This is a genomic window from Paraburkholderia sp. J63 (genome assembly GCF_905220245.1).
In the GTDB taxonomy this organism is placed as follows: Bacteria; Pseudomonadota; Gammaproteobacteria; order Burkholderiales; family Burkholderiaceae; genus Paraburkholderia.
Genome location: NZ_CAJMZF010000034.1, coordinates 45,548 through 60,446 on the forward strand (window position 1 = coordinate 45,548; position 14,899 = coordinate 60,446).

Annotated in this window: 14 protein-coding genes; 9 read left to right on the forward strand and 5 right to left on the reverse strand. The window is 66.8% G+C overall.

Going from position 1 to position 14,899, the window contains the following annotated elements:
- Positions 1 to 15 precede the first annotated feature (15 nt).
- Positions 16 to 1,017 (reverse strand): universal stress protein, encoded by a 1,002-nt coding sequence (locus U5775_RS28375; protein ID WP_322061429.1) that lies wholly within the window; start codon positions 1,015 to 1,017, stop codon positions 16 to 18.
- Positions 1,018 to 1,281: 264 nt separating this feature from the next.
- Here U5775_RS28375 and U5775_RS28380 point away from each other — a divergent pair, with 264 nt between their 5' ends.
- From U5775_RS28380 to U5775_RS28400, 5 genes are all read left to right on the forward strand, one after another.
- Positions 1,282 to 4,065, forward strand: coding sequence for a LuxR C-terminal-related transcriptional regulator (locus tag U5775_RS28380; protein WP_415913676.1), 2,784 nt, complete (start codon positions 1,282 to 1,284; stop codon positions 4,063 to 4,065).
- Between the two features lie 124 nt (positions 4,066 to 4,189).
- Positions 4,190 to 4,612 carry a DUF2946 domain-containing protein gene (locus U5775_RS28385; RefSeq protein WP_322061431.1) on the forward strand — a complete coding sequence of 141 codons (423 nt, stop codon included), beginning with the start codon at positions 4,190 to 4,192 and terminating at the stop codon, positions 4,610 to 4,612.
- A gap of 206 nt (positions 4,613 to 4,818) precedes the next feature.
- A complete protein-coding gene (locus U5775_RS28390) occupies positions 4,819 to 5,700 on the forward strand; it encodes a hypothetical protein (RefSeq protein WP_322061432.1) in 882 nt (293 codons plus the stop codon).
- Between the two features lie 23 nt (positions 5,701 to 5,723).
- Complete coding sequence (locus tag U5775_RS28395; protein ID WP_415913677.1) at positions 5,724 to 6,098, forward strand: copper resistance CopC family protein; 375 nt, start codon at positions 5,724 to 5,726, stop codon at positions 6,096 to 6,098.
- Between the two features lie 130 nt (positions 6,099 to 6,228).
- Positions 6,229 to 6,624, forward strand: coding sequence for a DUF1801 domain-containing protein (locus U5775_RS28400; RefSeq protein WP_322061434.1), 396 nt, complete (start codon positions 6,229 to 6,231; stop codon positions 6,622 to 6,624).
- 35 nt (positions 6,625 to 6,659) lie between these two features.
- Here U5775_RS28400 and U5775_RS28405 read toward each other — a convergent pair whose 3' ends face one another.
- Positions 6,660 to 7,049, reverse strand: coding sequence for a MarR family winged helix-turn-helix transcriptional regulator (locus U5775_RS28405; protein ID WP_322061435.1), 390 nt, complete (start codon positions 7,047 to 7,049; stop codon positions 6,660 to 6,662).
- A gap of 224 nt (positions 7,050 to 7,273) precedes the next feature.
- Here U5775_RS28405 and U5775_RS28410 point away from each other — a divergent pair, with 224 nt between their 5' ends.
- Complete coding sequence (locus U5775_RS28410; protein WP_322061436.1) at positions 7,274 to 7,810, forward strand: VOC family protein; 537 nt, start codon at positions 7,274 to 7,276, stop codon at positions 7,808 to 7,810.
- An 81-nt stretch (positions 7,811 to 7,891) separates the two neighbouring features.
- On the opposite strand, the gene U5775_RS28415 is transcribed toward U5775_RS28410, so the two are convergent.
- Positions 7,892 to 8,467: a helix-turn-helix domain-containing protein gene (locus U5775_RS28415; RefSeq protein WP_322061437.1), complete on the reverse strand. Its 576-nt coding sequence runs from the start codon at positions 8,465 to 8,467 to the stop codon at positions 7,892 to 7,894.
- Positions 8,468 to 8,792: 325 nt separating this feature from the next.
- On the opposite strand from U5775_RS28415, the gene U5775_RS28420 reads away from it, so the two are divergent.
- The 3 genes from U5775_RS28420 (at position 8,793) to U5775_RS28430 (ending at position 12,686) form a co-directional block, all read left to right on the forward strand.
- The gene (locus U5775_RS28420; RefSeq protein WP_322061438.1) at positions 8,793 to 10,313 is read left to right on the forward strand and encodes an oligopeptide:H+ symporter; all 1,521 of its coding nucleotides are present in this window, start codon (positions 8,793 to 8,795) and stop codon (positions 10,311 to 10,313) included.
- A 363-nt stretch (positions 10,314 to 10,676) separates the two neighbouring features.
- Complete coding sequence (locus tag U5775_RS28425) at positions 10,677 to 11,549, forward strand: AraC family transcriptional regulator (RefSeq protein WP_322061439.1); 873 nt, start codon at positions 10,677 to 10,679, stop codon at positions 11,547 to 11,549.
- A 57-nt stretch (positions 11,550 to 11,606) separates the two neighbouring features.
- Entirely contained in the window at positions 11,607 to 12,686 is a 1,080-nt protein-coding gene (locus tag U5775_RS28430; protein ID WP_322061440.1) for an alpha/beta hydrolase, read from the forward strand.
- Here the strand turns inward: U5775_RS28430 and U5775_RS28435 are convergent.
- Together U5775_RS28435 and U5775_RS28440 are read right to left on the reverse strand one after the other, a co-directional pair.
- Positions 12,595 to 13,851, reverse strand: a complete 1,257-nt coding sequence (locus tag U5775_RS28435) for an aromatic ring-hydroxylating dioxygenase subunit alpha (RefSeq protein ID WP_322061441.1) — start codon at positions 13,849 to 13,851, stop codon at positions 12,595 to 12,597. The two genes, U5775_RS28430 and U5775_RS28435, sit on opposite strands and share 92 nt — an antisense overlap.
- Positions 13,852 to 13,867: 16 nt before the next feature.
- Entirely contained in the window at positions 13,868 to 14,860 is a 993-nt protein-coding gene (locus U5775_RS28440) for a LysR substrate-binding domain-containing protein (RefSeq protein WP_322061442.1), read from the reverse strand.
- Positions 14,861 to 14,899: the final 39 nt, after the last annotated feature.

The window sequence follows — 14,899 nt, forward strand, 5'->3', positions numbered from 1 at the left end:
TCGATATTCGGCTGCTCAGGCGCGCGCGGCGGTGTTGTCGATAGTCGCGACCGCCACCGCGGTCACGAGGGCCGCCTCGATCTCGCGCCAGTCGTCTTCGCGCAGATAGCGCTGCGCGGCGGGCACGATCACGCCCTCCTTGCGCCCGAAGTATTCCCAGACGAACTGGGCGTAATCGCTCAGCGCGCCGTCGAGGCGTGCGGGCCGCGCGTTGCCCGAGGACACGGCGGCGACGGCGTGCGCGAGCTCCGCGAAAAGCGCCGTGCCGCGCCGGTGCTGCCGCGCGAGCTCGCCGAGCTCGGCATCGACCACGCTCGTGCGTCTGCGCAGCAGCGTGGACAGCAAGCAGGCATCGCCGGGGCCCAGGCGGGGCGTTCGCAGGGCGTCGAGCCGTGAAAGGATCGGCTCGATGTGGGCTTGGTCGGGTGTCCCGGCGCTCGCTGGCGCGCCGGGTACGGCGGCAGGTCCGCGATGGGCCAGCCCACGATGGGCCAGCCCGGAATGGGCCAGCCCGGAATGGGCCAGCCCGGAATGGGCCAGCCCCTCGCACAGCGCACCGGCCGTGACGCGATGGGCGAGGTAGAGCGCCGCCACCACGCGCTCCGCGGCTGGGCTGCGCCGCACGGCGCAACCGAGCACCGGCACGTCCGGGGCCGCAAACATGGCGGCGGAAGAATCGGCATCGGCCTCGCCCATGCCGTCGCGCGCCGCAAGCGCCTGCGCCGCGATGCAAACGAGATCGCAGCCCCGCGTGCCGGTGGCGTTCGCCAGCATGTGCGGCGCGGCAGTCCCGGTCGCATGCGCAGACTCGCACGGCACGCCCAGCGCCCGCGCCGCCGCCTCGGCCTTCGCGGTGACCATATCGGCGCTCATCTCCCGCGCGCGGTCCTGCGACTCCCGCGCGAGGTGCGCGAACGTGATGCGCGCACCGACCGAGCGCGCCAGCGCAACCGCATGGGCCACCGTGTCGATACCGGCATCGGAATCGTCCACGAGAACGAGAAAATGGCGATACATGGTCTCCGACTCACCCAAATCCGGCAGGCGCCCAACGCGGGCCGCGCCGTCACGACATCGATTCCATCCACCGGGAGCGCCTGTGGCGCCGCTCGCATACGGCCTCGCCTGTCTTGAAAAGAATGGTAGCGGCGCGGCGCGCGACCGCCCCCCTCGACGCGGGGGGGCTTGACGCGGGCCGCCCGTCCAGCCGATGCTTTCATCCCGCATCCCTGCGCCGGCCAGCCCGCCACGCTGGTCGACCGATTCGATCCTGCCCGCCAGATGCCTCCCTCAGTACCGCCTTCCGTGCCTCCTTCCGTGCCCCCGTCCGTCTCCCCCTCGGCCCCGAGCGCCCCGGCCGCCAGCGAGTTCGTCCTGAAAACGGTCGCGCCGCGCGAGCCCGCGCACCTGTTCACGCGCTCGCGGCTGGGCGCCGCGAGCGCCGCCGTGCGCGAACGCCAGGCGGTGCTGGTGCAGGCGAGCGCGGGCTTCGGCAAGACTTCGTTGCTGGCGCTCTGGCGGCGCGAGCATCTCGCCCACGGCACCGCCGTCGCCTGGTTTTCGGCCGACGAGCGCGACGACGCGCAGCGTCTCGTGCCCGGCCTCGTGCAGGCGGTCCGCACGGCCTGCGCGCGGCCGGCCTTCGCGCGCCATCTGACCGATGGCGCGGTAGGCGCAGCGGGCGCGGCGCACGAGCTCGAAGGCGTGACGGCGTGGCTCGCGGAGGTGGCGCAGCTTTCGTTCGAGCTGGTGCTGATCGTCGACGAAGCGGAGCGGCTGCCCGCCTCCGGCGTGCGCGCGCTCGCCTATATCCTGCACAACGCGCCGCCGAACCTGCGCACGGTCGTGGCGGCGCGGCACGGGCTCGACACGCCGCTCGCCGATCTGCTCGCCTATGGCCAGTGCGTGCTGGTGGACGCCGAAGCGCTGCGCTTCCGGATCGACGAAACCATCGCGCTCGCGGCCGCGCGCTTCGGCGAGCGCATGGACGCCGACGCCGGCGCGCGCCTCTTCGAGCTTTGCGAAGGCTGGCCACTGGGCCTGCAGCTGGCGCTGGCCGCGATGGAGCGCGCGAGCGATCCGCGCCAGATCGTCGAGGCGCCGGAAGGCGCGTCCGGTGAACTGCGCGAGCGCCTGCTGCAAGCGCTTTTTGCCCGACTCGCGCCTGACGACGTCGAGTTTCTGGAGCACATCAGCATCGTCGACACGCTCCATCCGGCACTGTGCGCCGCCCTGACCGGCGAGCCGCAGGCGGCGGAACGACTCGTGCGTCTCGCGCGCGACACGCCCATGTTCACGGCCGCCGATGGCGACGAATGGCTCCAGATGCATGCGCTCGTGCGCGACGTGCTGCGCGCTCGGCTTGCACAATCGCCGCAGGCTCCCCTGCAATCCCCCTCGCAACTCCAAGCCGAATTGCACGCGCGCGCCGCCGCCTGGCTCGCGGCGCAAGGCATGACCGAGCGGGCGGCGCGCCATGCGCACGCGGCGGGGCAACATCGTCTTGCGTTCGAGCTCGCGGAGCGCAGCCTGCTGGACGCCGTGCGCCAGGGCCATCTGAGCGCCATGCTCGAATGGCTCGAACTGCTGCCCGAGGCGCAGCTCGAAGCACGCCCGCGCCTGCGGCTTGCCGCGGCGTGGGCGCTTGCGCTCGGCGAGCGCCACCGCGAAGCCGGGCAGCAGGTCGAGCGCGTGCTCGCGGCTCCGGGCGTCGATGCCGAATTGCGCTACGAATGCGCGCTGATCCTGAGCGCCGCCGCGTATTTCGCCGACGACATCGACCGCTGCGTCGCGCTGTTCGAGCCGTGGGTGGACGCGGCGCCGAGCGCGCGTCCGTGGCTCGCCCAGGTGCACGCGAACCGGCTCGGCGCGCGTGCGCTGGCACTGGGCGAACCCGCCCAGGCCCGGCAATTCCAGCAGCGCGTGCCGCGCGCGCCGCAAGGGTCCGCGCAGGCGCAATCAGACTACGTCGGGCGCTGGGGCGCTTTCGTGGTCGGGTTCAGCTACTTCTGGGAGGGGCAGCTCCAACTGGCCGAAGCCGTGCTGATACCGGCGCTCGCCAGCGCAGACGCGGATCTCGGCCGCCGCCATCCGCTCAGCGCCATGCTGGCCACCGTGTGCGCGACGCTCGCCTACGAAGCCGACCGCATCGACGAGGCGGCGGCGCTGCTCGCCAACCGGCTCGACGTGCTGGAGCGCAGCGGGACGCCCGACACCGTGATCCTCGCCTGGCGCACGGCGGCGCGCATCGCCGCGGCGCATGGCGCCGAGCACCGGGCGCTCGATCTGCTCGAATCGCTGCATGCGCTCGGCGTGACGCGGCGGCTGCCGCGCCTGTCCATGGCCAGTCTCGCCGAGCAGGTGCGCATGCACGCGAACTACTATCGCGTGCAGACCTGCGAGGCGCTCATGGAGCGCATCGGCGAGCTCGCGCGGCACGAAAGCGCGCCGCAACAGCCGCAGCGGCCACTATGGCGACGCCAGATCCTGCTGCTCCAGGCACTCGCCCAGGCGAGCGCCGCCATCGCCGCGCGCCGCTGGCCGCAGGCGCTCGACGCGCTCGATGAGGCCGCGCGGCTCGCCGGCGCCATGAAGCGCCGGGGCGACGGCATAGAGATCATGGCGCTGCGCGCCTACGCGCTGGAGCAAACCGGTGCGGGCGGCCGCGCGCTGCTGCTCGAGGCCAGCGATCTTGCGCAGACCTTTCATCTCGTCCGCACGCTTTCCGATCTGCACCCGGCCGTGGTCGACTGGGCGCGGCGCACGCTCGAAAGCACGCCCGGCGCAGCCGCGCGCAGCCCGAACCCGATCGCCGCGCCACGCGCGATCCGCGCGGCGCCGCAAACGCGCGCGGTGTCGGGCGTCGTGCTCACGCCCAAGGAGCGCGAAATCCTCGAATTGCTCGGACGCTCGCTCTCGAACAAGGAAATCGCGCTCGCGCTGGGCGTGGGCGAGGAAACCATCAAGTGGCATCTGAAGAATCTGTTCGGCAAGCTCGACGCGAGTTCGCGCAAGCACGCCGTGCGTCGCGCGCTCATGCTCGGGCTGCTCGAAGCCGCGGAGTAGCACGGTTCATCCGTTCACACGGATAGCGGGCCGCGACGCCACACAGAACGCAAGGGGCCGCAAGCGCCACGGCCAACGCGTGGCATAATCGTCGCTCTCTTCACCGCCGTTTTTCCTTTGCGCCGTGCGCCGGTTCCATCTCAAGCTGGTCAGTCTATTGGGGACGCTCGCGATCCTGATGACCACGCTTGCGCCGGTGATTTCGCATCTGCTCGCGGCCAGCACGGCACAAGCCACGCAAGCGCTGGGGGCACAAGCGGCAGCGCCGATGATGTCCGGGCATTGCGACATGCCGTCGATGCGCGGCGCGATGGCCGCCACCCAAGCCACGCACGGCCACAGCGCCAACGCGCACGGCTCCCCCGGCGACATGCAGGATTGCGGCTATTGCAACCTGTTCGCCCATTTGCCGGCTGCGCCCGGTGTGCCGGTTCCGCTCCTGCTCGCCACGCGCCTCGAGCATGCGCGCGTCGTCGCGCGCTTCGCGCGCCTCACGCGCGCGGAGCCGCTGACCTTCGCGCTCGCGCGCGCCCCACCTTCCGCCTGACCTGATCGTTGCCGCGTTCGCGGCTCCATGCGGTGACCTCTGCGCCGGCTTGCCGGCCACGTCGCCGCGCGTTCGCGCGCGCCTGCCGATACCCATCCGCGGCGCGCGCCACCTTCGATTCAGGACACCTCATGATTGATTTTTCGCCGCGCAGGCGGAACGGCCCGCTCACGCGCGCGCTGCAAAGGCAGCGAACGATGCGCGCGATGCAAAAGCAACGCACGACCCGCCTCGCCGCTTCGCTCGGCTGCGCCTTGCTGGGCGCGCTGCTCGCCTCACCGGCCGCGCACGCGCATGCGATCGCGGGCGACCGCGTCTTTCCCGCGACGATGGCCGTCGACGACCCCGGCGTCGGCGACGAGGCCGACTTCCAGTTCGGGCATCAACGCGTGCCCGGCGACGCGGGCGACCAGAGCATCAACTCGTTCGATGTCGAGTACGACAAACTCATCACGCCGCGCCTCGCGTTCTCGGTCGACGGAAGCTACGTCATGCAGAACAATCCCACCGCGCGCGGCTTCGACAACTTCGGCGTCGGGCTCAAGTACCTGCTCTACGTGAACGATGCGCACGAGTTCATGACCTCGGTGGGCGTGGACGCCGATCTCGGCGGCACCGGCAGCCGCGCCATCGGCGACAGCTACTCGACCATTTCGCCCACCGTCTATGCGGGCAAGGGCATGGGCGACCTGCCCGATTCGCTCGCGTGGCTGCGCCCCGTCGCCATCACCGGCGAACTGGGGCCGTCGCTCACCACGGGCAGCGGCCAGCCGAACGCGTTCAACTACGCCTTCACGTTCCAGTACAGCCTGCCCTATCTGCAGCAGCACGTGCACGATCTCGGCCTGCCGCAGCCGTTTTCGAATCTGATCCCGCTCGTGGAAGTGCCGCTCTCGCGCAGCCAGGGGCAAACGACCGGCACGGTCAATCCGGGCTTCATCTGGATAAACCGCTATGGCCAGCTCGGCATCGAGGCGCAGATTCCGGTCAACCGCGCCAGCGGCTCGCACGTGGGCATCCTGGTCCAGGCGCACATCTTCTTCGACGACGTCGCGCCGAACAGCATCGGCAAGCCGCTCTTCCAGTAATCGCTTTTCGGAGTTCCATCATGATGAAATTCGCCACGCTTCCCCGCTCTTTTCGCCTTGCCGCCGGTGCGCTCGCGCTCGCCGGCGCGCAACTGGCCTGGGCTCACGCGTATCCGACGCACCAGCAGCCATCGGCCGGCTCGACCGTGACGACGGCGCAAAACGCGGTCGTCATCGACTTCGACGATGCGCTCGAACCGGCCTTCAGCTCGATCAACGTGACCGATGCGGCGGGCAAGTCGGTGATCCGCGAGAAGGCCACGGTCGATCCGGCCAACAGCAAGCGCATGTCGGTGGCGCTCGATCCGCTCAGCGCGGGCCAGTACGCGGTCACGTGGATCGCCGTGGCCGCCGACGGCCATCGCACGACGGGCCATTACAGCTTCACGGTGAAGTAAGGCGCGCTCGGGCGTCATGGCGCGATGGCGCGCCGGTTCCGGACGCGCGAGCGCCTGGCGTTGGATAATGGCGCTCACCCCCGCCACCGGCGGCCGCCCATCCGGTTTCGATCGCGAGACAGGAACGCCCATGACCCCATCCGAGCAAATCGACGCGTTGATCGCCAGCATCACCGACTGGCGCGGCGCGACCTTCGCCGCCGTGCGCAAGACCGTCCTCGAAGCGGACAAGGAGATCGTCGAGGAATGGAAGTGGATGGGCAGCCCGGTGTGGTCTCGCGACGGCATCATCGCGGTCGCCAATGCGCATAAGGGCAAGGTGAAGCTCACGTTCCAGTACGGCGCGAGCCTGCCCGATCCCGACAAGCTGTTCAACGCCGGACTCGAAGGCAACGCGCGGCGCGCGATCGACTTCTTCGAGGGCGACAAGGTCAATGCGCGCGCGCTGAAGGCGCTCGTTCGCGCGGCGATCGAATTCAACCAGCTCAAGAAAGCGAAGAAGACGAAGAAAGCGCCGGCGTCCTGAGCGCGTGGCCCTTTACCTTTAACGGCTTTAGCGCCTTACCCCTGCCGCTCCAGCTGCAACGCGCGTTCGATGATCTTGTCGATCGCGCTGAACAGCACCTCCCGTTCTTGCGCCGTAATGGCGTCCAGCAGGAACGCCTCGCGCGCCTGAACCATCGGCACGATCTTCTTGTAGAGCTTGCGCGCGGCCTGGGTTGGACGCACGATGCGCGCCCGCCCGTCTTCGGGGTCCGGAATCCGCTCGATCAACGCCGCACTTTCCATTCGCGCCAGTGCGCGGCTCACCTGCATTTTGTCCAGCGTCGTGTGCGCGATCAGATCCGTGGTTTTCATCTGGTCGTCTCCCGCGACGGCCACCAGCACGCGCCATTCATCGCGCGACAAACCAAAACGCTCCGAATAAACGGGCGCGACTGCGCGGCTCACGGCATCGGCGAGACGAGCGGCGCGATAGGGAAGAAACTTGAGAAGATCCATGCCACAAATCGTAACACAGGTTATTTGTGCGCAAGGAAATGGGAGAAATTATCCCCGCTTGCGGAATTCCCTCGGGTTTTCACCGATGACGCGCTTGCGTCCGCGCTCTACTATCCGTCCGCATATAGTAACCATTGTTACCATATGCCGATCTATCCATGAGGAGATGCGAAGTGAAAATCGACCGGATCCACCACGTTGCGTACCGCTGCAAAGATGCCAAAGAAACCGTCGAATGGTACGGAAAGCACCTCAATATGGGGTTCATTCTCGCCATCGCCGAAGATCGCGTTCCCTCGACGAAAGCGCCGGATCCCTACATGCACATTTTTCTCGATGCAGGCGGCGGGAGTGTGCTGGCGTTTTTCGAAATCCCCAATTCGCCGCCGATGGGACGCGACACCAATACGCCCGAATGGGTTCAGCACATCGCATTCAAGGTCGATAGCGAAGCCACGCTGCTCAAGACCAAGGCGAATCTCGAGGAAGCCGGCATCAAGGTGATTGGCGTGACCAACCACGCGATCTTCAAGTCGATCTACTTTTTCGATCCGAGCGGCCACCGCATCGAACTGGCTGCCGATTGCGCGTCGCCCGAGCAGATGAAGCAACTCGACGACGTCAAATGGGAAATGCTCGAGGAATGGTCGCAAACGAAGCGCGCGCCCAAACACGCGGCATGGATGCATGCCGACGAGTTCACGGGCTGATTCACAGGCCGATCGGAAAGCAAAGACATGGAGGCCGGGACAAGGCTCATCACGAGCGCAGGCGTCCGGCACTTCCCCGCTCTAGAACAGGCGCGGCGTCCCTACCCAGACGACGACCGCTTCCTTGTCCCCGTTATTGCTCCAGCTATGCGGCACGGTCGACTGGTAATGCGCCGAGTCGCCCTTGTTCAGCAGGAATTCCTTGCCTTCGAGCTCCAGCGACACCGCGCCGTCGATCACGTAGAGGAATTCCTCGCCCGCGTGCGTGGTGACCTCCGAGCGCTTCTGCCCCACGGGCATGCGCACGAGAATCGACTCGAGCTGGCGGCCGCCTGCCGTATTCGTGAGCCGCGCAAACAGGTTCGCCGAATCCGCAAAGCCGAAGAACTCCAGTTGCTCGCCGCGCTTGACCGAACGCTCCTCCGAGGGCGTCTCGACGAAATACTGCATCGTCACGCCCAGCGCCCGCGCGATGCCCGAGAGCGAAGTCAGCGACGGCGAAGCCAGGCCGCGCTCCACCTGCGAGAGGAACGGCTTCGAAATACCGGCCGCCGTGGCCGTCTGATCGAGCGTCCGGTTGAGCCGCTGGCGCTGCGCGCGGATCTTTTCCCCGAGCGCGAGCGCCGCCGGGTCCTGCTTTCCTTCTATAGAAGCCATGTCGGACGCGTGAATTATCATCAAAATTTGTTTGATTATAGTAAACCTAGTTTGATACCCTTGCGCCCTGCTGGATTTTCATTTATATGATCCGGCACCGGAAAAGCGCGCCAGCGAGACCCGCAAGCGCCCTGGCCGGAGCAACGTCAAGAAATATCTAAATCTGGTGCCTGCGCGATCCGCATACCAGTTCAGGAGGAGGCATGAAATCAATGGGCGCCATAAGCGCCGTCAACGCAAGCGGCGCAACATCCGGCGTAGGTTGCCGCCCGCTTCACACGCTTTTCGCGTGTCTTCGCCACCTTCGCAGCAAATTGAGGTCACAATGAATTCACCGGTTTCCAGGACGAAATCGTTCTCGACAATTTTTCTGATCGAGATGTGGGAGCGCTTCGGCTACTACGGCATGGCGGCGCTGCTCGTTCTGTTCATGGTCCAGCGCGTGGGCTTCACGGAAGAGCATGCGACCCTCACGTGGGGCGCATTCGCGGCGCTCGTCTATGCGTCGCCGGCAATCGGGGGCTGGATCGGCGACCGCGTGCTCGGCGCGCGCCGCTCGATGGTGATCGGCGCGGCCATTCTGCTCGCGGGCTATTTCCTGCTCGCGCTGCCGAACGACAGCGTCACGCTCATGTATGCGGCGCTCGGCGTGATCGTGGTCGGCAACGGGCTCTTCAAGTCGAACGCGGCCAATCTCGTGCGCCGCATCTATGAAGGCGACGAATCGCGCATCGACGCCGCGTTCACGATCTACTACATGGCGGTCAATATCGGCTCGATGTTCTCGATGCTGCTCACGCCGTGGATCAAGGACCAATGGGGCTGGCACACCGCATTCGCGGTCTGCTGCGGCGGCATGGCGCTCGGCATCGTCAACTTCTTCCTCATGCATCGCACGCTCGCGCAGATCGGCTCGATGCCGGACGCGGAGCCCGTGCAATGGAAGCGCCTCGCGGCGGTTCTGCTCGGCGCCGTCGCGCTCGGCGCGGGCACGCTCATCGTGCTCCGGGACAAGCAGCTCGCCGTGGCGTGCGTCTACACGGCGGCCGCGGCCATCCTCGCGATCTTCGGCTGGATGCTCGTGACCTGCGAGCGCCAGGAGCGCGCGGGCCTCACCGCCGCGCTGATCCTCACGCTCCAGGTGATCCTGTTCTTCATCTTCTATCAGCAGATGTCGACCTCGCTCACGCTGTTCGCGCTGCATAACGTCGACCCCGCGTTCAACCTGTTCGGCTCGACGCTGTTTAGCTGGAGCGCCGCGCAGTTCCAGGCGCTCAATCCCATCTGGATCATGGTGATGAGCCCGATCCTCGCCGCGATCTACACGAGCCTCGCGCGCCGCGGCGGCGACGTGCCGGTTGCCGCCAAATATGCGCTCGGTTTTGTCGTGGTGGCGGCGGGCTTCTTCGTGTTCGCGGCGAGCGGCCGCTACGCCGTGGATGGCCGCGTCTCGTCGTGGTTCATGGTGGCGGGCTACGGCCTCTACTCGCTCGGCGAGCTGCTCGTGAGCGGCCTCGGCCTCGCGATGATCGCGCGCTACGTGCCCGCCCGCATGAGCGGCTTCATGATGGGCGCGTACTTCGTAGCCACGGGCGTGTCGCAATACCTGGGCAGCGTGGTCGCCACGTACGCGAAGATGCCCGAAGGCAATCTCTCGCCGCTCGCATCGCTGCCGCTCTACGAGAAGCTCTTCAACGGCCTCGGCTGGCTCGCGGCGGCCGGCGCGCTGCTCGCGATCCTGTTGCTGCCGCTGATGGGCCGCCTCTCGCGCGCACACCAGCAACGCAGCGAGCAGGCCGAAGGCGCTGCTGCGGCCCAGGCAAACCAGCTCGCAACCGCCGAGTAAACCTGCGCCGGGGCTGCGCGGCCGTAACGCCAACCGTTACAGTGGCCGTTCCGCCGCCCGCTCCGGCTCTTGCCTGGCGCATCGCGCCGCCAGCGCATCTCCAGGGGCGCCGCTGTCCTGCTTCACACGGATAGTTCGCGCGCCCCGCATCATGCTTCCTGTTATGCCATCGCCGATTCTGTCCGACGTGCTTTGACGCATCGGCAGGCGGCGGTGCATGCCGCAAAGTTCACATTCCCATCCGCAAGACCCGGCGAGCATTCAACCCGGCACGTTGATCGGTCAATCGAGCAAGCGCGGCTAGGTCCACAACGGCCAACGTGAGCGATCATAAGCACATCGCCGCTCAGAATGCTCCAGCCCATGCAAGCTCACACCGACGCCACGCGCGCCTATACGAAGCGTTTCGACGCCGTTCTCGCCCATATCGATACGAACCTCGAAGGCGACCTGTCGGTTGAGACGCTGAGCCGCGTCGCCAACTTTTCGCGGTTCCATTTCCATCGCCAGTTCGCGGCCTACGTGGGGGTGCCCGTTGCGCGCTACGTGCAACTGATGCGCTTGCGCCGCGCGGCCCACCGGCTCGCCGCACAGGATGCCTGCACGGTGCTCGACGCCGCGTTCGACGCCGGCTTCGACAGCCCCGAAGCCTTCAGCCGCGCATTCAAGCGCGCATTCGGCCTCGCGCCCAGCGCGTTCCGGCGGCAGCCAAACTGGCAAATATGGAGTGCGAACTTTGTTGTTCCTTATCTTTCGAGGAAGCTCACCATGCAAGTTCGAATCATCGATTTTTCCCGGACGCGCGTTGCCGCGCTCGAACACCGCGGCCCAGCCGGGCTCGTGAACGAGAGCGTGCGCAAGTTCATCGACTGGCGCAAGCAAAGCGGACAATCGCCGGTCGAGAGCAGCCGCACCTTCGGCATCCCGCGCGGCAACCCGGACACGACGCCGGCCGAAGATTTTCGCTTCGATATTTGCGGGGAAATTCACGAAAGCGTCGCGCCGAATGCGAGCGGCGTGCGCGAGCTCGTGATTCCTGATGGACGATGCGCCGTGATTCGGCATGTCGGATCGTCCGACCATATCGGCGAGTCCATCTATCCGATCTATCGCGACTGGCTGCCCGCGAGCGGCGAAGAACTGCGCGACCATCCGCTGTTCTTTCACTACCTGAGCGCCTGGCCCGAAACGCCGCAGGACCAGTGGCAGACCGATATCTATATCCCGCTCGTTTGACGGACAGAATGCGCCGCCCGGGGGGCTTGAGGCGGCGATCGCATACAGGAGACACCCGTGGTGATTCTGTTAGGTATCGCACACCTTCTCGTGTCGGCACTGGCACTTGCCGCCATTGCCATCGCGATGGCCGCGAGCGCCCCACGCGCGGCGCGCGGCGAAAACGACGTCTTCGGCTTCGGTGCCTTGCGCCGGCCAGCGGACTCCGATTTGCCGGCGCTGCGCCGTTATCGGGCCCGGGACGGCGAGCAGCTCGCCTGGCGATTTTATGATTCGAGCGCGGAGCAGATCCTCGTGTTCATACACGGATCGTCGGCTCATGGGCGCTCGTACCATCCACTGGCCAGCGCAATTGCCGCATCGGGCGCGGCCAAGGTTGTCCTGCCGAACCTCCGCGGCCACTATCTGTCCGGCCGCCGCTGGGGAGATGTCGAATACGTGGGCCAGCTCGAAGACGATATTGCCGATCTGATTGCCGAACTGCGCAGACAGCATTTCGCAGGACCCATCGTCCTTGGCGGACATTCGAGCGGCGGCGGATTCGTGATCCGCTTTGCCGGCGGCGCCTGTGCCAACCTTGTCTCGCGGTTCCTGATGCTGAGCCCCGTCATTCCAACGTCCGATACGCTGAGAGGTCAATCGGCGGGAGGCTGGGCGTCCGTCAGCATACGGCGCATCATCGGCTTGAGCATCCTGAATGGCTTCGGCATTCGCGGGCTCAACGCGCTACCGGTCATCGAATTCAACAAGCCCGTGCAATTCCGCGACGGTTCGGAAACCCTCGCGTATTCGTATCGCCTCTGCACTTCTTATCATCCGCGCAGACGTTACGCCGCCGATCTGCGCAAGCTCGCGGGCAACGCTGCGGTGCTGGTCGGCGAGCACGACGAGGCCGTCGACGCGCAACGTCTGCGCGAATTGTTCGAGCGGGAAGCGCCGGCGAGCGCGTTTGCGGTTCTCCCCGACACGAATCACTTCGCGATCTTCACGAGCGCCGCCGTGCACGAACGGCTTGCGCAATGGCTCATGGAGCCATCCGCCATCGTCAAGCCTGCGCCAGCGCGAGCCGGATCGGCGCATGATGCGCCGGCAGACCATCGACATAGCCCGCAAGCTTCGCCGCATACCAGTCGGTGAAGTTGTTGAGCATGAACTCCGAAGGCGCATAAGGCCCCGGCCGATAGCCCTTCGAGTTCACGCCGCGCTGGTTGTGCGCGACGAGCGTGGCGTCCTGGTCATTGGTCGCGCGCCACACGTGGGTGAGCGTCTCGATGTCGTAATCCACGCCTTCCACGGCGTCCTCGTGCACGAGCCAGGTCGTCTTGAGCGCCGTCTGCGTGGCCGAGATCGGCAGCACACGGAAATGGATGATATGGTCCGAGAGAAAGTGATTCCAGTTATTAGGAACCCTGAACATCCGCACGGAGCCGATATCGGGCTCGGTCATATCGCCGAGCAGCTTCTTGCACGCGGGCCGCCCGTCCGACGTGAACGACACCGCGCCGCGATGGAACGGCAAGCGGATGCAGCGGAATTCCGTGCCGCCGTCCGCGGGCAGATGCGGCAAGCCGAGGCTGTCCCAGAGCGCCGTCTTCTCTTCCATCAGCAACTGGAAATCGCGGTTGGCGCGCGGGTCGTCGGGCAGCGCGAATTCGATCAGCGTGGCCAGCAGTTCCGGATGGCTCCCCACGCAGTGATAGCACTCGCGGTTATTCTCGATCACGAGCTTCCAGTTCGCGTCCTCGACGAGGGTCTCCGAATACGCGACCTTGGTGCGCTCGGGCCGGTGCGGCGCGATATACGGCGTGACCGCCGCCTTGAAGCGCGCGATATCGGGCGGATTGTCGGCGATGCAGATATAGACCATCCCGCAGATCACCTCGACGTGGACCGGGCGCAAGCCGTGTTCGCCGCGCTCGAAGCCCGCGGGCATCTGGCGCGCGCTCAGGAGGCTGCCGTCGAGCTCGTAGACCCACTGGTGATATGGGCAGACGAGCCGCTTCGCATGCCCCTGCGCTTCGGTGCAGATGACCGAGCCGCGATGGCGGCAGGTGTTGAAGAACGCGTTGACGCCGCCGTCCTTGCCGCGCACCACCAGCACCGAGGTCTTGCCGATATCGAGCGTGACGTAGTCGCCGGCCTGCGGGATTTCGGCCACGTTGCAGGCGAACAGCCATTCGTTCGAGAACACCGCCTCGATATCGAGCTCGTGCATCGCGCTCGCCGTGTAGAAGTCCCCTGCGAGGCTGTAGCCCGAGCGCCGCGCTTCGAGCAACGAACGGACATGGGCAAAATCAATCACGTAAAGCTCCTCCTTTTCAATCGGATTCGATGTTGCGCGCCCCGGGCGTGGCGTTGCCCGGCGATGGTGATGACGGCGGCGACGGCGCGTCGGGCGCGCCGCCGATCCCCGCCTGCGCGAACGCTTCGGCGAGAAAATCCACGCAGACCTTTACCTTCGCCGATTGCGCGAGACGCTCGGGAAACACGGCCCAGACGTTGGCCGGTTGCGTGACGTCGGGCAGCACGCGCTGCAGTTTTCCTTCGTCGAGCAAGGGCTGCACGTCCCAGATCGAGCGCAGCACGATGCCGCGCCCGGCGAGCGCCCATTGCACCGCCGCCTCGCCGTGATTGGTCGAGAGCGGCCCCGTGACCTTCACGCCGACCGTCTCGCCGCCCACGTCCAGACGCCAGACGCCGAACGGATGGTCGCGCTCCTTGATCGCGAGGCATGCATGCGACTCCAGATCCGCGACGCTCTGCGGCGCACCGTGCGCCTTTAGATAAGCGGGCGCGGCGCAGAGCACGCGATAGTTCGTGGCGAGGCGTCGCGCGATCAGATGTCCCGCGATCTCGTCGCCAATGCGCACGTCCAGATCGAAGCCCTCGCCCGCGACGTCGACCACGCGATCGAACAGATCGAGCCGCACGTTCAGTTGCGCATAGCGGTCCTGCAAGTCCGCGAGCGCGGGCGCGACGAACTTGCGGCCAAAGCCGAAGCTGCTCGACACGCGCAGCGTGCCGCGCGGCATGCGCCGCGTGCTGGAGACGTCCTCGACGAGCTGGTCCACGTCGTCGAGAATTTTTTCCGCCCATGCGAACACGCGCTCGCCGGCCGCCGTCATCGCCACGCGGCGCGTCGAGCGGTGCAGCAAGCGCGTGCCGAGACTCGCCTCGAGCACGCCCACGCGCTTGCTCACATAAGCGGCCGACGCGGAAAGCGCCTCGGCCGCTGCGCTGAAGCTGGACTTGCGGGCGACCATGCAGAACACACGCAGGTCGTCGAGTTCGGGGGAGGCGGGCAGTTTCATGGCGGGCATGGAGGCAAACGGGCGGGCGTGACGCCGGGG